General features: G+C 34.0%; 18 protein-coding genes and 1 pseudogene. 12 read left to right on the top strand and 7 right to left on the bottom strand.

The window, feature by feature from the left end; translation table 11 throughout:
• Positions 1–40: 40 nt before the first annotated feature.
• The gene (locus AC5LWZ_RS05670) at positions 41–1,414 is read right to left on the bottom strand and encodes a sodium-dependent transporter (protein ID WP_198199572.1); all 1,374 of its coding nucleotides are present in this window, start codon (positions 1,412–1,414) and stop codon (positions 41–43) included.
• 564 nt (positions 1,415–1,978) lie between these two features.
• On the opposite strand from AC5LWZ_RS05670, the gene AC5LWZ_RS05675 reads away from it, so the two are divergent.
• From AC5LWZ_RS05675 to AC5LWZ_RS05705, 7 genes and pseudogenes are all read left to right on the top strand, one after another.
• A complete protein-coding gene (locus AC5LWZ_RS05675; RefSeq protein ID WP_493457210.1) occupies positions 1,979–2,581 on the top strand; it encodes a hypothetical protein in 603 nt (200 codons plus the stop codon).
• Positions 2,582–2,592: 11 nt separating this feature from the next.
• Positions 2,593–3,162, top strand: a complete 570-nt coding sequence (locus AC5LWZ_RS05680; RefSeq protein WP_493457211.1) for a hypothetical protein — start codon at positions 2,593–2,595, stop codon at positions 3,160–3,162.
• A 286-nt stretch (positions 3,163–3,448) separates the two neighbouring features.
• Positions 3,449–3,748, top strand: a pseudogene (locus AC5LWZ_RS05685) (phage antirepressor N-terminal domain-containing protein).
• Between the two features lie 42 nt (positions 3,749–3,790).
• Positions 3,791–3,982: a hypothetical protein gene (locus AC5LWZ_RS05690; protein WP_493464137.1), complete on the top strand. Its 192-nt coding sequence runs from the start codon at positions 3,791–3,793 to the stop codon at positions 3,980–3,982.
• Positions 3,983–4,797: 815 nt separating this feature from the next.
• Positions 4,798–5,508, top strand: coding sequence for a bifunctional 2-polyprenyl-6-hydroxyphenol methylase/3-demethylubiquinol 3-O-methyltransferase UbiG (gene ubiG / locus AC5LWZ_RS05695; RefSeq protein WP_493464138.1), 711 nt, complete (start codon positions 4,798–4,800; stop codon positions 5,506–5,508).
• 131 nt (positions 5,509–5,639) lie between these two features.
• Positions 5,640–7,103, top strand: coding sequence for an IMP dehydrogenase (guaB, locus tag AC5LWZ_RS05700; protein ID WP_294893092.1), 1,464 nt, complete (start codon positions 5,640–5,642; stop codon positions 7,101–7,103).
• A 282-nt stretch (positions 7,104–7,385) separates the two neighbouring features.
• Entirely contained in the window at positions 7,386–8,810 is a 1,425-nt protein-coding gene (locus AC5LWZ_RS05705) for a hypothetical protein (protein ID WP_493464139.1), read from the top strand.
• 504 nt (positions 8,811–9,314) lie between these two features.
• Here AC5LWZ_RS05705 and AC5LWZ_RS05710 read toward each other — a convergent pair.
• Entirely contained in the window at positions 9,315–10,247 is a 933-nt protein-coding gene (locus AC5LWZ_RS05710) for an EexN family lipoprotein (RefSeq protein WP_493464140.1), read from the bottom strand.
• 1,153 nt (positions 10,248–11,400) lie between these two features.
• Between AC5LWZ_RS05710 and AC5LWZ_RS05715 the strand changes: the two genes are divergently transcribed.
• A complete protein-coding gene (locus tag AC5LWZ_RS05715) occupies positions 11,401–13,290 on the top strand; it encodes a hypothetical protein (RefSeq protein ID WP_493464141.1) in 1,890 nt (629 codons plus the stop codon).
• 61 nt (positions 13,291–13,351) lie between these two features.
• Here the strand turns inward: AC5LWZ_RS05715 and pgm are convergent, their stop codons facing one another.
• The 3 genes from pgm to AC5LWZ_RS05730 form a co-directional block, all read right to left on the bottom strand.
• The gene (gene pgm, locus AC5LWZ_RS05720) at positions 13,352–14,989 is read right to left on the bottom strand and encodes a phosphoglucomutase (alpha-D-glucose-1,6-bisphosphate-dependent) (RefSeq protein ID WP_198247086.1); all 1,638 of its coding nucleotides are present in this window, start codon (positions 14,987–14,989) and stop codon (positions 13,352–13,354) included.
• Positions 14,990–15,063: 74 nt separating this feature from the next.
• Complete coding sequence (locus AC5LWZ_RS05725) at positions 15,064–15,567, bottom strand: hypothetical protein (protein WP_294893098.1); 504 nt, start codon at positions 15,565–15,567, stop codon at positions 15,064–15,066.
• Positions 15,568–15,588: 21 nt separating this feature from the next.
• Positions 15,589–15,774 (bottom strand): hypothetical protein, encoded by a 186-nt coding sequence (locus AC5LWZ_RS05730; protein WP_146208331.1) that lies wholly within the window; start codon positions 15,772–15,774, stop codon positions 15,589–15,591.
• A gap of 165 nt (positions 15,775–15,939) precedes the next feature.
• Between AC5LWZ_RS05730 and AC5LWZ_RS05735 the strand changes: the two genes are divergently transcribed.
• On the top strand, positions 15,940–16,431 hold the full coding sequence (locus AC5LWZ_RS05735) for an outer membrane lipoprotein (RefSeq protein ID WP_110448126.1): 492 nt from the start codon (positions 15,940–15,942) through the stop codon (positions 16,429–16,431).
• Positions 16,432–16,659: 228 nt separating this feature from the next.
• Positions 16,660–17,067 (top strand): lactoylglutathione lyase, encoded by a 408-nt coding sequence (gene gloA, locus AC5LWZ_RS05740; protein WP_110448125.1) that lies wholly within the window; start codon positions 16,660–16,662, stop codon positions 17,065–17,067.
• A gap of 61 nt (positions 17,068–17,128) precedes the next feature.
• On the opposite strand, the gene gmk is transcribed toward gloA, so the two are convergent.
• Positions 17,129–17,758: a guanylate kinase gene (gene gmk / locus AC5LWZ_RS05745; protein WP_294884563.1), complete on the bottom strand. Its 630-nt coding sequence runs from the start codon at positions 17,756–17,758 to the stop codon at positions 17,129–17,131.
• Positions 17,759–17,987: 229 nt separating this feature from the next.
• Between gmk and AC5LWZ_RS05750 the strand changes: the two genes are divergently transcribed.
• Entirely contained in the window at positions 17,988–18,683 is a 696-nt protein-coding gene (locus AC5LWZ_RS05750) for an AzlC family ABC transporter permease (RefSeq protein ID WP_198199587.1), read from the top strand.
• Complete coding sequence (locus tag AC5LWZ_RS05755) at positions 18,680–19,003, top strand: AzlD domain-containing protein (RefSeq protein WP_493464142.1); 324 nt, start codon at positions 18,680–18,682, stop codon at positions 19,001–19,003. The genes AC5LWZ_RS05750 and AC5LWZ_RS05755 overlap by 4 nt, the downstream gene beginning before the upstream one ends.
• Positions 19,004–19,063: 60 nt before the next feature.
• Here the strand turns inward: AC5LWZ_RS05755 and AC5LWZ_RS05760 are convergent, their stop codons facing one another.
• Entirely contained in the window at positions 19,064–19,963 is a 900-nt protein-coding gene (locus AC5LWZ_RS05760) for a heme biosynthesis HemY N-terminal domain-containing protein (protein ID WP_110448121.1), read from the bottom strand.
• Between the last annotated feature and the right edge of the window lies 1 nt (position 19,964).

Below are 19,964 nucleotides of genomic sequence, written 5' to 3' on the forward strand. Positions count from 1 at the left end.
CTGATATTAATCAAGGCTTTTAAATTTACTAACCAGTTAGTTATCGAGTTTCTGGTAAGAATCCACAAACTAAAATAACTACTACGGCCACAGGAATGATGACGCGAGTCAAGATTGACCATACACCAAACCAGAAATTGCCTAAGTTCAATTCTTTACGAATGATTTTTTGGTTCATCATCCAAGCACCGAAGATTACAGTTCCTAAGCCAGTCACAGGTAACATAATCTTACTCGTTAGATAGTCGAGTAAATCGAAAATATTTTTACCAAATAACGTGACATCTGACCATTCATTAAAGGATAAAATACAAGCAATACCTAATGCCCAAATTAATACACTACTAACCACTGTCGCAGTTTTACGACCCATAGGCGTTTTCTCTTCTAAAAGCTCTACAGTTGGTTCAAGTAATGAAATTGATGAAGTTAAGGCAGCAAAAGTTAGGAAGATAAAGAATAAACAACCTAAAATTGAGCCAGCAGCCATATTACCAAAGGCAATTGGTAAGGTAACAAAAATAAGACCTGGACCCGCTCCAGCTTCTAAACCATTAGCAAATACTAACGGAAAGATTGCCATACCAGATAGCATGGCCACAATAACGTCTAAAATAACCACGGTGCGGGCAGTAGATAGTAAATTCACATCTTTACCAAGATATGAACCATAAGCCATCATAATCCCCATACCTAATGATAAGCTGAAAAACGCATGGCCTAAAGCAGCTAAAATAGCGGTACCACTCAATGCTGACCAATTAGGGGTGAATAAAAAGTTAAACGCTACGCCAAATGATGGGCCACTAACAATAGCTGCATAACCAACTAGAATTAAAAGCAGTAGCCCTAAACCAGGCATCATCACTTTACAAGCACGCTCTAAACCACCACCAACGCCCATAGCCACAATAATAGTATTCGCAGCCATAAACACGGTATGCCAAGTTAAAAGGCTACCGACATCGCTAAGGAAACCGCTAAAAATTTGCCCAGTAGCAGCACCATCAACACCATTGAAGGTGCCATTGATAGCTAAAAAGATGTAATCAGTCGCCCAGCCACCAATTACACTATAAAAAGAAAGAATTAAAAACGAGCCAAGTACTCCAATAATACCAACCCAGCGCCATAATTTTGAGCGTCCTTCTGATGCGGCAACATCTTCCATGGTATGGATTGGGTTTTTTTGTCCGCGACGGCCGATTAACCATTCTAAAACTAAAATTGGCAAGCCAATGACAAACATAAATAGTAAATAGGTCAGAACAAATGCTGAACCACCCATTTCACCAGCCATATATGGAAATTTCCATATATTACCTAAACCCACAGCAGAACCGGCAGCTGCAAGCATAAATCCCATGCGAGAGCTCCACTGTGAATGACTTTTCTTCATAGTACCTGTACTCATGAATCTATTTTCCCTAGAGTTTTGATTAAATATATAATTTTAGTTTTAGCAAAAGCCTAACTATTTTTTTATTAGATAAATAAAATGCTAAATCATGCCATGAAATAAATTTATAAACAAGAAAACATTATCATTTATGACGATAACCAATAAAAAATTAAATCGTTAACCTTAAGTTTAATCGTGTTTTGAAGTGGTCAGATTAAAAAACGAGCAATAAAAAGTTGAGGAGTGACGTTTTTGGCGATTACATTTAGACTATTGCAACCCTTTTTTTTACTTAAAATAAAATGATTTAAAAATCAATATGTTGAAAAATGGCTCCAAAAAAGGGTTTTTATTAGTAAAAATAGACTTTGCCTTTTTGCCAACAACATTTATAGTATATCTGGCTCTGTTCACTGCCGTGTAGGTAGTTTAGAAAAAAACTCAAAAACAGCAGGACTTTTATCGTCCGTTCACTGCCGTGTAGATTTAAAATTTTAACAAACCGCCAACAAGACGTTTTTTTATTGCTATTAATCGTTAAACAACATACCATTACCAAAAATTAAGGAGAATGGTATGAAGAAATTAATTTTTATTGCAGCTTCGTTTTTTATATGCTCATCTGTTTTAGCTGAAACACAACATCCAGATGCACCACTTGGGTTAAAATGGGGCATGACAGCAGAAGAATTGGAGTCTCAAGCTGGCGCCGTATTGCAAACACCAACAGATGATAAAAACATATCAGTTTACTCTTTAAAATCCCCACCAATGACATTGCCTGGATTTACTGAATATTTTGTGTTAGTTCATAAAGATTTAGGTGCGATAAAAATTAGTATGAATCAAGAAATAAAATCAGATGTATATGGTACTAAAGGTAAAAAAGAATATTTTAAATATAAAGAAGCATTAACAAATAAATTTGGCAAACCTAAAAATTCTTTTGAAATTACTGGGTTAAAGATTTACAAAGACAGTGATGAATTTTATCAGTGCTTAAGGTATGATGGATGTGGTTGTTATGCCTCAATCTTTGAAGATCATATAACTTTACAATTAGAGGGGAGAGAAAGAGGTAAAGGTAATTTAAACATTACCTATGAATCAGAACTATTTGAAAAATATCAAGCAAATAAAAAAATTGAGAATGAAAATAAAATTAAAAACGGATTATAGTTGGTGGTGAAATGTTAAAACATATAATTTTTATTTTTTTATTGCTTTTATTTATAAGCGGATGCAATAAACAATTATCAGAAGAAGATAAAGCTAAAGTGGCAGCATTGAATGTGGAGTTAAAACAAACAAACGATGATATAAAAGCGACTACAGAAAATTATGAGCAATATAGTGGCGGACTAATAAAATCGTTAATTGCTGCGAGACTTGAAGTCTTAAAGACAAACAAAAATTTAGTTGAGCAAAGGATAAATGCCATTGAGTCTGGTGCAGGGGTTAAAGTCGAAACGTTGGTTACAAATCCAAACCCTGAACTCGCTGAGCATTTACAAAGCGAAATACAATCAATGAAGCAAGAAATTGAAATTGAAAAAAATGAAGCTTCAAAATATAGCGGCGGACTGATTTTATCTATGAAGTTAGTGACTATAGCTACTAAAGAACAATCATTAGCTGCGTTGCAACAAAAATATCTTACTGTCAAATATGGTTTAAGCTCTTTACCTAAAGTTGATATAGAAATACCAAAAACAATAGAAGAAAGTGATCCAAGCGTTCCTTTAGAAAATCGTTTGTAAAATTTAGACTCAATTATAAAAATAGGCTTTCGAACCTCTTGGCACCAATTTACTGTTGGCTTGATATAATGATTTAATATATATTCTAAAAAGGTGCTCAAAACACCTTCAAAGAGCGGAAACCGCGCCCGATAGAAATGCGGCTTTTTTATATCCAGATTTTATGATCGGGAGTGCGACTAATAAAACACCCTCGGGAAATAAGTCCGCTGTCTCTTTGCAGTTTTGAGCTCCTGATAGTCCTACTCAAAATAGGGTTAATAATAAAATCAAAGAGGATGTAGAAATGTCTAGCACACAATTAGAAACAATTCAGTTTCACAATCCATCTTTAGTCGTACTCAATCACGAAAACAAACCTTATATTGCAATGAAGCCTGTATTTGAAAATATAGGTCTAGATTGGGTTGCATAACTTAAAAGAATCAAGCAACATCAAGTATTGATAACAGTTATGGTCATGATGACCACACCTTCAAAACAAGGTTTACAAGAATATGTATGCTTACCAATTTCAATGTTAAATGGCTGGCTATTTAACATTGATACTAATCGAGTAAAACCAGAAATTAGGCAAAAATTATAACAATACCAGTTAGAGTGTTTTGACGTTCTCTATAACCACTTTATGCCGAAAATAGCAAGCCAGTATCCTAATATTATTTCAATCGAACAAAAACAAGCGATCAAACAAGCGGTCAATGTGCGTTCATACCGCACAGGTGAACATCACCAAGCCATCTATTCTAAACTCTATCAGCAATTCAAAGTACCACGCTATCAAGATTTGCCTGCATCTAAGTTTGACGAGGCTATTTAATGATTAGGTGGTGTGCATAGTAGAGATTTCAGAGCTGTTAATTTAGATAATTTGAATCGTGAATGTACTTACTTGGAAACTATACAGGAATATTATTACCGAGTATTTGATTTGTATAATGATACGTTAGCCATGTTTTTAGAAAAAAATAGTCCGCATCTTCACTATAATTTTTCAACAGCGCTGAATAAAATTCAAATTAATGTGGGGTTATCATTAAATTTCGTTCGTAGTGAGATTGATGTTTGTGATGTACAGTTGATAAGTTAGAATCACTAGTTAATTAACCCTTTTTTGCCGATGCTTATAATTGATTTAAAATCAAATAATTATAAATAGGTGTGAAAAAAGAGTTTTTAGTTATAATTGGTTATTATTCTTTTTCTGAACAAAGTTTATTGTGTATAATGTTCTAGTTCACTGCCGTCTAGGTAGATTTAAATTTTTTAGTCGTTACATTATTTTGACGAAAGAGATTAAAAATCATGTCAAATATGCCTTTTTGACAAGGCTATGTATTGTTCTAATACATATAATAGATAATGTATAAATACTTAACGTGAATGAACTATTCATGTAATGACTAACTAGTTTCGCTGTCGATGGTAAAAATTAGTGTGTGTAACCCCTTATTCAAAATATCCTTTGTACTAAAATCCCCTCAGAAATTATTTAAACCTCTAAACGTTAGTGAGCTAAAACAATTCAATATGACAAAAAATTGAGAAAAAGGGAGCATGAAATCTTTGATATTGCTAATCATCAGCCCATCGCATATATTACATAGAATATTTACTTCTCTAAAAAGAATAGTTATGACACAAAACATCGATTTGAACGAAATAGATAAGTTTGCTAAACTTGCTTCGCAATGGTGGGATCCCAACGGCCAATGCAAACCATTACATATTATTAATCCATTACGAGTAGATTATATAAAACAATTGTCTGGTGATCTAAATGGAAAACATGTATTAGATGTTGGCTGTGGTGGTGGGATTTTGTCAGAGAGTCTTGCAAAACTCGCGGCTAATGTAACTGCAATTGATCTTGCTGAAGAGTCATTAGCAGTGGCAAAATTACATGCCGAGCAAAATAGTTTAGAAATAAACTACCAGAATCAAACAGTAGAGCAGCATGCTGAACAATTCCCTGCGCACTATGATGTTATTACTTGTATGGAAATGTTAGAACATGTTCCCGATCCGTTTTCAATTATTCATGCTTGTGCAAAATTGCTTAAGCCTAATGGACAACTCTATTTATCGACTATTAACCGCAATCATAAAGCAAAATTAATGTTGATTTATGGTGCGGAATATATTGCACGCTTAGTACCGAAAGGTACTCATGATTTTAATCGTTTTATTCGTCCTTCTGAATTAATGACTTGGGTTGAACAAGCTAATTTGATTGTAAAAGGAATAATTGGTATGGAGTATCATTTGCTTAGTAATCAATTTCGCTTAGGTAAAAATGTTGATGTCAATTACATCTTAATGGCACAAAAAATCGATGGGAAGTAACAGAGATTAGTTTGCGCTATACTTATCTGCTGAAATATAAATATAAAATTTTACTGGTCTTTTATATTGAAAGTGAGTAGAATACATCGGCAATATTTTATCAACAATTCAACTCAATGGTGAATATTGTCATGTCTCGTATAGTTAAAGAAGCCCTCACGTTCGATGATGTTTTATTAGTTCCAGCCCATTCAACTGTTTTACCTAATACTGCTGATATTACAACTCAACTGACGCAAACCATCCAATTAAATATTCCAATGTTATCTGCGGCAATGGATACCGTTACCGAAGCCGAACTTGCTATTGCACTTGCTCAAGAAGGTGGTATTGGTTTTATTCATAAAAATATGCCAATTGAAGTTCAGGCTGAACATGTCAAACGGGTAAAAAAACATGAAAGCGGAATTGTACAAGATCCCGTATCAGTATTACCTACAGCAACGATTAAAGAAGTGATTGAACTAGCCAAAGAATATGGTTTTGCTGGTTTCCCTGTTATAACAGAATCGCAAGAATTAGTTGGCATTATTACTGCTCGTGATGTTCGATTTGCTACTGATTTGTCACTATCTGTTACAGCAGTAATGACGCCTAAAGAACGCTTAGTTACTGTTAAAGAAGGAGAATCTCGGGAAAGTGTTTTGAAAAAAATGCATGAACACCGTGTTGAAAAAGTATTAGTTGTTGATGATCGTTTTCACTTAAAAGGCATGATAACAGTCAAAGACTACAATAAAGCCGAGCAAAAACCAAATGCTTGTAAAGATGAAAAAGGTCGTTTACGAGTGGGCGCTGCTGTTGGCGCAGGAGCAGGTAATGAAGAACGTATTGCTGCATTGGTAGAAGCTGGTGTTGATGTGTTACTTATCGATTCATCACATGGCCATTCAGAAGGTGTACTTGAACGTATTCGCCAAACAAGACAAGCTTATCCAAACTTGCAAATTGTTGGTGGTAATGTGGCAACCGGTGAAGGCGCTAAAGCTCTTATTGATGCCGGAGTAAGCGCAGTCAAAGTCGGTATTGGACCAGGTTCAATTTGTACTACACGTATTGTTACTGGGGTAGGGGTACCACAAATTAGTGCGATTATGGATGCTGTTGAGGTAGCTAAACAACATAATATTCCTGTTATTGCTGATGGAGGTATTCGTTTTTCAGGTGATATCGCTAAAGCAATTGCTGCTGGTGCATCTTGTGTTATGGTTGGTTCGATGTTTGCCGGTACAGAAGAAGCACCCGGCGAGATTGAATTATTCCAAGGTCGTGCTTATAAATCTTATCGTGGTATGGGATCGTTAGGGGCAATGGCAAAAGGGTCATCTGATCGTTATTTCCAATCTGACAATGCTGCTGATAAGTTAGTACCAGAAGGTATTGAAGGTCGAATCGCATATAAAGGCTTGTTAAAAGAAATTATCCACCAACAAATGGGTGGTTTACGTTCATGTATGGGATTAACTGGCTGTGGAACTATCGATGAACTTCGCACAAAATCGAAGTTTTATCGTATAACTGGTGCGGGTATGAAAGAAAGTCATGTTCATGATGTTCTTATCACCAAAGAGCCACCTAACTATCGAGCTGGCTAATAAGTATGATTTAAAAGGGATTGAATACAATCCCTTTTTTATTTGTATCATTTGTTATCCAAAAAGTTTAGACAAGTTTTTGTAAAAATCCAAAGCTTTATTTTAAATGCTTAATTTAATAATATTAATGAAAGTTAATAGTTAAATATTAAAATTTATTGCATAGATTTTCTTCTCTCACTATACTTGCTGACGATTCCTAATACGAAATCAGATTGGTATTTATCCTTTTATGAGTAAAAAATTATATCAAACATCAGGTTAATTGACATGGTAGTCACGATGTATAATAAATTTAAATTTGAAACCTGCCTAAGTAATTATTTAAATTTGGTTAATTTTAGTAATAAACTAAACTGTTTACTTTTGTTAATGTTATGTTTTTTAACCATTAGTCAAAAAAGCCAAGCAATCTTAGCTAATACCGTAAATACCATTATTGGTAGTAAACCAAAAATTGTTAATATAGAAGCTGCTTCAAACAAACATGGTTTTATCTTAAATGGTGTTTTTTATAGTTCAAGCTCTCATAATTTAAACGATACGGATATTAACGAATTTGATGGTTTAACAAAATTTAGTGATTTTATTATTAAGAACTATACTGAAAATGATTTAGATAATTCATCTAATTATGATGATTCTGATGGTGATAATATTCGTAATAATAAGCCATTTATCGTTGAACAAACGGTTTACAATTGGTTTGATAATAATGGTGAAAAAATTCCTGATAGTGATATAGGTAATATCATAGGTTGTGGAAGCAATTATGCAATGCCTTTGTCATTGACATTAAAAACTTCAGTAAAAACCTATTCTGAATATGGTAACCCAAATGAAAGTGAGTCAGTAGAGATAACTAAAATATATAAAATTGCACCTACAGGTGATGTATGTTATCTGAAACCAAATTCAACTAAAGTTTTACCTTTAAATCAATGGCGTGGTAGTGATGCTCAAGGGACTATGTACCCATGGAATACAGGCCCAATAAAACCAGATCCCGAAAGTGGAGGAGGTTATAATGAAGATTTTATTGTTGATAAAGGATTTAGAGCCAGACCAATTGTTTCAGATAAACCCTTTCCAACTACAGGCTTCCCGGGTGCAGAATTTCAATTAATAATGAATTATTCTCAAGATAGTTATACTTATAATGTAGCAGTTAATCCTGGTAATGTGGCAACAGTTGATCAAACAGGTAATGTTCTTTTAAAAGCTAAACCACCAGAAGGTAATGGTGATATTGTTATTCGAGCTACATTAAAATCATCTCCTAACAAACATTTTGATTATAAATTTAATCCAACTTCTGTTTGGATAGAACCTCAAAATGTGGGTAGTTATGATTGGCGTACTGCATTTAACCGATTTTGTGGTGGAATTGATGGATTCCCATCTCGCAAAGATTATTCTAACTCACCTGTAGTTAATGTTGGTCCTAATTGGCAACGTCATGGAAAATGGAATTTTTCTACTCGTGCTATTAATCAAGGACTTTATCCTGAATGGGGATATATAAATCGTCGTACTTATCCAAATTCTAAATGGGAGTGGGATGAAACGACTTATTTTACTAAAGATCCTAATTCTGATACACAATACTTCATTATTTACCTACATGATGGTGGACTATTGCCTTCTCCTCGTACGCCGGGTGATTTCGCAGGTAATGATTTTGCGTTTATAGCTTGTAGAAAATAACATTTTATTAAACTATGTTATGGATTATTGATACCAATGCTTGATCAAATCCGTTAACTCAAAATAGATGTTATTTACATTGACAAGAAGCGTAAGAAATAACAAAGCTATGATATTATAAAATGAAATATCATTTGTTAAATAATAGACTAATGCTACGCAGTAAAAAACAGAATGCGTTTATCTGCAATTTTGGGTGAAGTATTTTTAAGCTTTGATTTATTGTTTTTTATGATGACATAGATGGCTTATAGTTTAAAAGAAAATATTGAATCTTATCAAAATACATCTAATAACCCATATCTCAATAGGAATGATACTGAAATCAAGACAGTAAATTGTTTATATATCAGAGAGCTTTATTTTAACTATTCGGTGTGGCAAGTTTTATTTTCAACTTATAAACAAGACCGAGTTGTTAGTTGTCTCGGTCTTGTAATCAGATTAACTTATCATGAGTTTTACTGACAAGCACTACATCTTAAAATGTGCATCTAATTTTAATTATTTTGCAATTTTCTTTTCAAAATTGACAGAATAACCCATTCCTCTTTTAATATAAGCTTCCTTTGCTTGATAGCAAGGATAGGTTCCTGTTATTTTACGTTCTAAATTATTTTTTTCGTTCCATTTTAAATTTTGTGCTTCAATGTCTGCGATTTTATCAGCACATGAGTTAAATGTTTTAATAAATTCATCATCATTATTGGTAAAGAATTTTATATGTTTTGCGTTTTCTCTATCAAAAGCTTTTTCCCAACTTTTTCTACAGGCCTTTAAAGAGTAGATATCTTCAGCACAATAAAGTGGTTTTTGGGATTCAATTGTTTTAATATCGGCGTTAGCCAGATCTTCAGTGGCGTTTTCTTCTAAAGCCGATTGAGCAACGGCACAATTTGAACCTCGACGTTGCTCTAATTTACATAGAGACATCATTTGCTCTTTAATAGCTTCGAATGAAAGTTGTTTTAATTCTTTTTTACCCTCATCAACTTTCTCATTATAAACAATTTCCCAAGCTTTACATTTAGGAGACGGTGCGGAGAATAATACATTACACCCTTCAACTTTCAGATATTCATTGATTAACTTTTGCCATGATTTGTCCGCTATTTGGTTTCTAATTGCTGTCATTTCTGTTTCTAAAGCTAGTTTTTCCTCAGCTGCTTTACGTTCTTGTTCTAATTTATCTTGTAGGATTCGATCTTCTTTGATAGCATTCTCTGCAGCTTGACATTCAGTATCATTTTTTATTTTTTCGAATAATTTCTCAGCATTTTGTCTAAAAGCTTTATTTAAATCATTACGGCATTCTTCTAATTTCTCTTTAGCAGAATCAATATGTTTTAAATAATACTCTTGATTCTTTTCTTCACATCCTGTCAAACCTAATCCAGCTATTAATATAAGTCCTATCACTTTTAAGTTTTTCATCATCTTTCCTATTTTAATTTAACTTAATCAATAAAATTAAGTAATAATAATTATTTATATAGTTGGGGCAATAATTGTTGTTATTAAATAAAGATAATGCGGTATTGTTTTTATCATCGTTTAGCGACATCAACAACCTACTGACAACTGAGAGAGGTTAGCATGGCAAACAGGGATGTTTGGCAAGGCTGTGTTTTGTCAGGAACAAATACAGCCGGTGCGTTAAAAGCGAACGAAGACGGAAGGCAGTCACGCAGTGACCACTTGGTGGTCGCCGCGAGAGTTGGTAAAGAGGGTTCGCGCAAACCCTCTTTGCTCGGACGTAATCGGCATATATAACTAGCTACCAAACAACAAAACGTCCGAAACTAAAAGAACTAAAAAAGTTGAGGAGAGGGTTTTTAAAAGCCTAAATCTAGCCACAATTCACCGAAATTGGCTTTAAAACTAAAATCAGTTCGCTCTAAATATAAAAGTTTATTTCTAGAAAATCAGATTGGAGTGCTTCATTTAGCGACATGAGCAATGTGCTGACAACTGAGAGAGGTTAGCATGGCAAACAGGGATGTTTGGCAAGGCTGTGTTTTGTCAGGAACAAATCACAGCCGGTGCGTTGAGAGCGAACGAAGGCGGAAGGCAGTCACGTAGTGACCATTTGCGTAGTCGCCGCGAGAGTTGGTAAAGAGGGTTCGCGCAAACCCTCTTTACTCGGACGTAAACGCCATATAGAACTAGCTACCAAACAACAAAACGTCCGAAACTAAAAGAACTAAAAAAGTTGAGGAACGGGGTTTTTTGAAACTTAAATTTGTATCCATTTCTAACCCTTTTTTTTGACTTAAAATAAAATGATTAAAAATCAAAATATTAAAAAGTTACTCAAAAAAAGGGTTTTTAATAGTAAAATTACGCTTTGTCTTTTTGCCAACTGCATTTATAGTATGTTGTGTTCTAGTTCACTACCGTGTAGGTAGTTTAGAAAATAAACAACTCCAGTACAAAATTCAACCCAACGTTCACTACCTTGTAGGTATGACAAAAGTCTTAACAATTATTTACCAATCTGAATTTGCTATAATTACCTAATATATCTATACTTTTTTCTGCAAGGATTGCATATTTTTAGATAAAAATTATAAATTAAAGGATTAAGAGCATGTTGAGATACCCTTATTTAGGCGCTATTTCTAATTTAATTGTTAATGCAACATTGACCAATAAAGAAAATATATCGAGTCACGGCCCTTCAATACAGCAATTATTCATTAATCAGCCAATAAAGCGAAATTCAACGTTTAATAAAACACTACTCAAATATTCATCCTCATTTGGCCAAACAATAGTGAAATTCTTGAAAAAGATTTGTTTATGTTCTATGGCTTTTTCAACTATATTTAGCCCTGTATACGCGTTAAGTTCATTTACCACAGAAAGTATAAAAGGTAGTGCACCATATTTAACGCTAGATGATGGTGTTAGTAAAATAACGAGTACAGAAGAGTTACTAGCAATTAAATTACCTAATGGTACTGTGATAACCCCGCAAAATGATGTATCAAGTATATCCAATCCCATCGAGTTACCTGATAAAAAAAATACTTATGCCAGTGTACAAACGATTGTTCCATTACCTATATCAGGCAATAACCAGTTTCCTGTCATAAATATGACTGATTTACTTGCTACACCGTATAATTATTTTGCAGATGATGATGGTGATGGATTTGATGATAGTGACCTTATTACCGCAACCGCGACAGGTGACATTAAGATAAAATGGGAAGCCCGTAATCCTGCCGTAGCAGATATTAATGCTAAAAACGCATTTATAGATATTACATCGAAGGTGAAAAGTCATCCTGATACCATTGTAGATTTATGTGATGGGGTACATAAAATAACCATTAGCGCTAGTGATAGTGAGTTAACTACACCTTATGGTGAGCCTAATACTAATCGTTTTAAAGGTGGTTCACATAGTTATTATTTAACACCAAAATTAGATCCAAAAGTGTGTTATGCCCAGCCAAATTTGTATCCTGATAACGCTAGTTTAGGCGGTCGTGATTATGAGGTAGATGGCATTTTATGGGATGCCGCACAAGTTGACGATGGCAGTGATTATGGTGATTATCGAGGGTATCCAAGTAAAGGTATTAAGGTATTGCGAGCAACCAATAGTGGTAATTATCAAGGTGAAACTTCAATAACTAAAAATAACTTTCCAACGACCGGGTCACATGGATTATATTTTTATTTACTATTTGGCGGTATAACACCTGAAGCGGTATTAGCTGCCAATGGCAGTACTGTACAATCTATAGAGGGGGGTAATGTCAGTTTATCATTAAGTGTGAGTAAAACCACTGAATGGGAGGATCATAGTGGTCATGGACCGGATCCATATGGATTGGCTCAACCAGCTATAAAAATAACCTTAATCGGCCCACGTTTTAATTCTACGGATAAGAGTTTTAGACCTATGACATTTAGATTATATGCAGATAGTAATAAAAGTACGCTAATTTATGAATTTAAATTAATGCGTTGGTTTATTGCTAATCCTGAGATTGTTTTTAATAATGAAAGTCCATTTGAACCACCTATTGGTTCAAATGATGATGCTTTAAGTTATCAATCTAAGGCAAGGGATTATTGTAAAAGTTTAGGTAGTGGTTATCGATTGCCAGATGTGAATGATTTTTCCAATACCAATCCTGACGATGGTTGGATTGGCGGTTATATTAATAGATATGATACGAATGCTCGTCGACAATTAAGTTATCAGGAGAATGGAAAGTGGATTGGTGGAATTGCGAATGAATGGGGTTGCTTATCTGAAGTTGGTAAGCTGGGTCAAAATGTGTATTGCCAAACTTATACAGAAACAGATTGGAATGCATATAATTATTGGACGAATAATGTAGCAACAAATACTGAGCTACCTGAAAATGAAGGAAAACCATTTTTATATCAGGTTGAAGGAAAAACTCGGGTACTTCGTATATATGCATTTGAAATTCGTGCTGCTTGTGTTACACCTTAAGTGTTAATTACGATTATAAATAAAAAGTAGGTTAATTTTGATTAACCTACCTAAGTTTAGTTTATTGAATTGCTTTAGCGACTATTTGCTGTGCTTCTTGTTGAAGAGTTAATAGATGCTCATTACCGATAAAACTTTCTGCATAAATCTTATAAGCATCTTCTGTACCAGAAGGACGAGCAGCAAACCAACCATTTTGCGTGATCACTTTTAAACCACCAATTGGCGCATTATTCGCCGGAGCAGTGGTTAAGCATTGAGTAATTTCCTCACCAGCTAATTTATCTGTGGTTAATTGGCTGGCATCGAGTTTGGCTAATTTTTGTTTTTCAGTAAATGATGCAGGTGCTTGAATTCGACCATAATAAGAAACACCAAATTTAGCTTCAAGTTCTTGGTATTGCTCCTGTGGATTTTTGCCTGTTTTAGCCGTCATTTCCGCCGCTAATAAGCATAAAATGATGCCATCTTTATCCGTTGCCCAAACTTTGCCATTAGTTCTTAAGAATGAACCACCTGCACTTTCTTCACCGGCAAAACCGAGTTTACCATGATAAAGTCCATCAGCATACCATTTAAAGCCAACTGGATATTCAAGGTATTTTTTGTTTAAGCTATTAGCAACACGATCGATCATTGAGCTAGTGACCAGCGTTTTACCAATAGCGATATTTTGATGCCACTGTGGACGATTTTGAAATAAATAGTTTACGCAAGTTGAAAGGTAAGCATTCGGATTCATTAACCCTTTTGGTGTAACAATACCGTGACGGTCAGCATCAGTATCGTTACCAAAAGCTAAATCAAATTTATCTTTGAGGTTTAATAAACCGGCCATTGCCCAGCGACTTGAACAATCCATACGGATCACTTCATCATGATCAAGGTGCATAAAGCTAAATGTTGGGTCAATTTTATTGTTGACGATTTCAAGGTTTATGCCGTATTTTTCAGCAATGCGGGGCCAATAAGTAATACATGCACCGCCAAGTGGATCAACACCAATTTTTAGCGATGATGCTTTAATTAATGACAGATCTAAAATATTTTCAAGATCGTTAACATAATCAGTTTCATATTCTTTAGTATGAACGTAGTCTGATTTTATTGCTTTCTCTAAGCTAACACGTTTAACACCACTAAGGTTATTTTTTAATAATTCATTAGCACGATTTTCGATTTGTTTTGTTATATCAGTATCAGCTGGACCACCATTAGTCGGATTATATTTAATACCGCCATCTTCAGGTGGATTATGTGATGGCGTAATAACTATGCCATCAGCTAATTGAGATTGTTTATCCTGATTATAAGTCAATATTGCATGAGAGATCACTGGTGTGGGAGTATAGCCCCAATTTTGCGCTATAACTACAGTTTGTTCATTCGCCACAAAGACTTCAAGCACTGATTTTAAAGCAAGTTCAGATAAAGCATGGGTATCTTGACCAATAAAACATGGTCCAGTAATATTGTTTGCTTTGCGATATTCGGCTACTGCTTGGGCAATTGCTAATATGTGTACTTCATTGAAGGTTGCTTTATTTGAGCTACCACGATGACCTGATGTCCCAAAAATAACTAATTGGCTAACATTATCAACATCTGGTTGAATTTGATAATAGTTATTTTGTAATTCTTGGATATTAATTAGGTCAGATGGTTGAGCTAATAATCCTGCACGGCTTGACTTAGCCATTTTTTACTCCTCTTTCATAACTTTATTTTAATATTCACTTTTATAATCATTATGTTAGTGAATTATTATATAGTTTACGGTAAAAAAGCATGGATAACTTGATTAATCATGCTTTCTGAGATACCCATGTCACTCATAATTGATTCAATAATATGAAGTTTTCTAGCTGTATTTGTATTACTAATTACCCAATATGGGGTACCAACAATTTCTCTTGGTTTAGTGTTTTTTCCTGAGGTTTCTAAAGATTGTTTATCTTTAGCTAAGTATTGTCGTTTACTACCATGTAGTGATGTTGCAGCAATTGAAAATAGTGCCGGGTTATAGTTATAGAGGGCACCAAGTAGTAATAAAAAACGGCTAATGATCGATTTTTCATTTTTAAATGTATCGCTAGTAAGTAGATCATTAAAAATAGGGTAGTGATTTTCTTTGGCTAATATAGGATCAGCTTTAGCTAATAGAGGTTGATTAAAGTTTAATAAACGTCGCAAAATACTTGATGCATCTTCACCAATATGTTTAGTTTGACCTGCAATAAATTGATAAAGTTCTTCGTCGATTTCGATAGTTTTCATTCTGTTACTTTGCCTATTAAATTATTTTACCGGACAACCATCAACGGGAATGGCGTCAAAATTTAAACTTTTAGTTGGTTTGTCTTGTAAACAATCTAGTTTAGATTGATGAGAGACGGTTTCGTTTTTTGTCGTCGGTTGTTGATTTTCATCATGACAGGCCGTTATCATAACTGATAATAGTAAAGGAAAAAATAACCGTTTCATGTACTTGTTGTATGGTAGATTAACAATTGAGCTGAGTATAACTCAAGTTAACCAAAAATTATATTATCTAATGATAAAAAAATGAAAATGATATTGTTGTTTTTCAAAAAGAATATTATGCTAAACATGGTATAAAAAAGTATACTCAAATTATATGAGGAATAAATTATGAAAAAAATCGTCACATTAACTATTCTAGCAGCTATTTTATCTGGATGTAGTAATAGTGATATTTACTCTGGCGATGTTTATACAGCCGACCAAGCAAAACAAGTCCAACAAGTAAGTTATGGTACAGTTGTATCGGTAAGAGCAGTTAAGATTCAAGCGAATTCTGATGGTAAAAATAATGGTAATTTAGCTGGTACTGTAGGTGGGGCTGTAATTGGTGGTGTTTTAGGTAATACGATTGGTGATGGTACCGGTAGAATTTTAGCTACAGCAACGGGCGCTATTGGTGGTGCAATATTAGGTGATGCGATTGAAAACAAATCTAGTCAAGCTGATGCAGTTGAATTAGAAATTAAACCTGAAAATGGTTCTAATTTTGTTATCGTACAAAAAGGTGATGCTAAACAGTTTTATGCTGGACAAAATGTTAAATTAATTACTAATGGTCAACGTATCAATGCAGCTCCAAGATATAGTGGTAAATAATATCTTATTTATTTCAAATTTATCATTTAAATCTGGCTAGTTTTATCTGAATTTGCTTTCGCTTATAGTTATTATAAGTGAAAGCTTCTTTTAATTTTAATTATCTTATTAGCTATTTAATCCCCATCAGCTAATTGATTATTTAGTCGACATAAAAATTTGCCTGTCTAATCACAAATCGCTAAACTCAAACTAAATGTTTTAATAGTAATAAGGAACTATATAGCAATGCGTGTATTACATACAATGATCCGAGTCGGAGATTTAAAACGTTCAATTGATTTCTATACTCGAGTTATGGGAATGACACTGCTAAGAACCAGTGAAAATCCGGAATATCAATATTCACTCGCTTTTGTCGGTTATGGTGATGAATCAACCAGTTCAGTAATTGAATTAACTTATAATTGGGGAACAGAAAAATATGATCACGGTACAGCTTTCGGTCATATTGCTATTGGTGTAGATAATGTCGCTAAAATGTGTGAGGATGTTCGTCAAGCTGGCGGTCGAGTTACTCGTGAAGCTGGTCCAGTGAAAGGGGGAAAAACGATTATTGCTTTTGTTGAAGATCCCGATGGTTATAAAATAGAGTTAATTCAAAATAGCCAAGCGACTAAAGCATTAGGCAATTAATTCAGTTATGCTAATTTTAACTATCGCCGAATTATCGGCGATATTGGTTCGTTAAATTGAGTTAATATTTCGCAGCTAATAGAGCGGCTAATAGCTGTTGATGTGCTATAGCTTGTTTGCTTTGTTCAAGACTAGCACTAGTCATAATGGCATTTAATGACCTTAGTGATTCATCAAAATCATCATTGATAATCACATAATCATATTCATTGTAATGTGAAATTTCAGATTGAGCTTTATGCATTCTTTTGCTGATCACTTGAGCATCGTCTTGACCTCGTTTGATGAGTCGATTTTCAAGTTCTTTCAATGATGGTGGTAAGATAAAAATACTTTTTGATTCGGGCATTTGCTGCCTAACTTGTTTCGCCCCTTGCCAGTCGATATCTAAAAAAACATTAATACCTTGCATTAAAGATTGCTCAATTTCGGCTTTAGATGTTCCATAATAGTGATCGAATACATGCGCATATTCCACGAAAGCATTCTGCTTAATTAATGATTCAAATTTTTGATTATCAACAAAATAGTAATGTTCACCTTGTTGTTCTCCAGGTCTTGGTTTTCTTGTCGTATGAGAAATAGAAACTTTTGCTGGATGGTGATTTTCTTGTGCTAAATAGGCACGAATAAGACTTGATTTACCAGCACCACTTGGTGCCGAGATAATGAATAAAGTACCCGTATACATAAATAATATTACCGTTTTTTAATAAGATAATGAGTGATTTTTATTGTCACAAAGAGCCGATAGGCGCTATTATAACAAAATTTGCTTATTGTATGTGGCTTATTGTTACATCTAGATTTTATTATTAGCAATCAATTATATAACGAATAATGTAGTATAGAAATTGAATCAATATTATTACAATTACTAAATATATTAGATAGCAATTTATTTCATTAAGGAAAGGAAAATGTCTTTAACATTTAAAGATGGTGTACAAGCGTGTATTCCAACTTTATTGGGTTATATTGGAATAGGTATTGCCGCAGGTGTTGTGGGTAAAGCATCTAACTTATCGGTATTAGAAGTGACTCTCATGGCAATTATTATTTATGCTGGTGCATCACAATTTATCATCACCGGTTTAATGATGGTAGCAACACCAATAACAGCGATTATTTTTACGGTGTTTTTAGTTAATTCACGGCATTTTTTGATGAGTATGGCTACCGCACCGGCATTTCGTCGTTTCTCATTATTGAATAATATTGGTATTGGCAGTCTATTAACTGATGAAAGTTTTGCAGTAGCCATGAATGCTATTGCTAATAAACAACCCGTAAATCCAGCCTGGATGCATGGACTAAATATAACCGCTTATTCTGCGTGGATATTATCATGCTTAGTTGGGGCATTGATTGGTGAATGGTTACCCAATCCAGCACAATTTGGATTAGATTATGCATTAGTGGCGATGTTTATTGGTTTACTTTATTTACAGTTAACAGGTGATAAATCTAAAACAGTTCTAAATCGTGTTATAGCAATGTTGACGGTCAGTGTGATATTGATCTTTTTATTACGTTTTGTCTCATCAGAAATGGCGATATTATTTAGTACTTTTGCCGGTTGCTTTATGGGGATTATTGTGGAGCGTAAAGCATGAGTATTTATAGTATATTAATCATTTTGGGTAGTGGTTTGGTGACTTGGTTACCTCGGGTTATCCCTTTCTTATTAGTCAGAAAATTGCAATTGCCTGAAGTAGTCATTCGTTTTTTATCCTATGTACCTATTTGTATTTTAACGGCACTATTTGTTGAAAATCTTTTTATAGTTAAACAAGGCGAATTTCCTAGTTTTAATGTTGAATATTGCTTAGCTGCAGTGCCAACTATTGGTATTGCTGTTTTGACTCGTAACCTAATGATGGTCGTTATTGTTGGAATGAGTAGTATGGCATTAATTCGCTATTTTATTATCTAAGTTGATTTTCTTATTCCAACAAAAACAGGGCTATTGCCCTGTTTTACTATTTAATTTTTTTTAGGTTCTTTCTTTTTGTTCTAATCTTATAATGCTTTTAGTCAGCTTTTCCGCTTCGGCTGTTTGGCCTAATTGATTTAAATAATTGGCCATTGCTTTCTGATTAGCTAAGTTATTGACGATAACTTTTGGTTGTTGTTTCCACCATTTTATTAGAGCAAGTGGATCACTATTGGTTGATAATTGTTTGATACGGCCAATATAGGCTGCTTGTCTAAATTGATCAAGTTGAGAGTCTGGATAAGCTTTAGTTTTATACATGATTGGTAGTAAATCAATAACCGATTGATAATCTTCCGTTTCATAATAGAGTTGATCTGCCAATCTCAATATTTCAACATTACGCGGTTTTTCGTTTAATAATTTTTCAATTGTGATTTTAGCTGCACTATATTCATGATTTTTGAGTTGTAGACGAATTTGTACCAGTTGAAAAGCAAATAACTCTTTTGGTTGGCAACATTTTGCCGCCTCGACTAAAGATTGATTGGCGGCGATTAATTGGTCTGCATCAATTTGTGCTTGAGCTGCAAGTAAATAAGATAAAGTTGAGCTTTTTGCACCTTTGGCACTTTTCATAAATAGTTTAGCGGCTTGTTGATAATCACCTTGTAAAAGGTAAAATTGCGCTTGTTCAACACGTTTAACCGATTTTTTCGGTGATTTTAATCTTAACCATTCACCTAGAGCAGTTTTTGAGTTGAAGATTTTTTTACATATTTCATAAACTAAATACAGGACAAGTAATCCTAACAATTGTAATATGACAAATGAGTTAAAAGACATACTTATTCTATATTTAGCAACTTCAAATACCGCTGACCCTTGATGGCCTTCAAAAATAGGGCCAAGGAAAAATCCACCGACTAATACTAAGAAAATAATGAGTATTTTTAACATT

The organism is Gilliamella sp. LMG 34362 (assembly GCF_984569125.1).

Coding starts and splice junctions, on each gene's coding strand:
- AC5LWZ_RS05670 (WP_198199572.1), bottom strand. CDS start 1,414: ATGAGTACAGGTACTATGAAGAAAAGTCATTCACAGTGGAGCTCTCGC.
- AC5LWZ_RS05675 (WP_493457210.1), top strand. CDS start 1,979: ATGAAGAAATTAATTTTTATTGCAGCTTCGTTTTTTATATGCTCATCT.
- AC5LWZ_RS05680 (WP_493457211.1), top strand. CDS start 2,593: ATGTTAAAACATATAATTTTTATTTTTTTATTGCTTTTATTTATAAGC.
- AC5LWZ_RS05690 (WP_493464137.1), top strand. CDS start 3,791: ATGCCGAAAATAGCAAGCCAGTATCCTAATATTATTTCAATCGAACAA.
- ubiG (WP_493464138.1), top strand. CDS start 4,798: ATGACACAAAACATCGATTTGAACGAAATAGATAAGTTTGCTAAACTT.
- guaB (WP_294893092.1), top strand. CDS start 5,640: ATGTCTCGTATAGTTAAAGAAGCCCTCACGTTCGATGATGTTTTATTA.
- AC5LWZ_RS05705 (WP_493464139.1), top strand. CDS start 7,386: ATGTATAATAAATTTAAATTTGAAACCTGCCTAAGTAATTATTTAAAT.
- AC5LWZ_RS05710 (WP_493464140.1), bottom strand. CDS start 10,247: ATGATGAAAAACTTAAAAGTGATAGGACTTATATTAATAGCTGGATTA.
- AC5LWZ_RS05715 (WP_493464141.1), top strand. CDS start 11,401: ATGTTGAGATACCCTTATTTAGGCGCTATTTCTAATTTAATTGTTAAT.
- pgm (WP_198247086.1), bottom strand. CDS start 14,989: ATGGCTAAGTCAAGCCGTGCAGGATTATTAGCTCAACCATCTGACCTA.
- AC5LWZ_RS05725 (WP_294893098.1), bottom strand. CDS start 15,567: ATGAAAACTATCGAAATCGACGAAGAACTTTATCAATTTATTGCAGGT.
- AC5LWZ_RS05730 (WP_146208331.1), bottom strand. CDS start 15,774: ATGAAACGGTTATTTTTTCCTTTACTATTATCAGTTATGATAACGGCC.
- gloA (WP_110448125.1), top strand. CDS start 16,660: ATGCGTGTATTACATACAATGATCCGAGTCGGAGATTTAAAACGTTCA.
- gmk (WP_294884563.1), bottom strand. CDS start 17,758: ATGTATACGGGTACTTTATTCATTATCTCGGCACCAAGTGGTGCTGGT.
- AC5LWZ_RS05750 (WP_198199587.1), top strand. CDS start 17,988: ATGTCTTTAACATTTAAAGATGGTGTACAAGCGTGTATTCCAACTTTA.
- AC5LWZ_RS05755 (WP_493464142.1), top strand. CDS start 18,680: ATGAGTATTTATAGTATATTAATCATTTTGGGTAGTGGTTTGGTGACT.
- AC5LWZ_RS05760 (WP_110448121.1), bottom strand. CDS start 19,963: ATGTTAAAAATACTCATTATTTTCTTAGTATTAGTCGGTGGATTTTTC.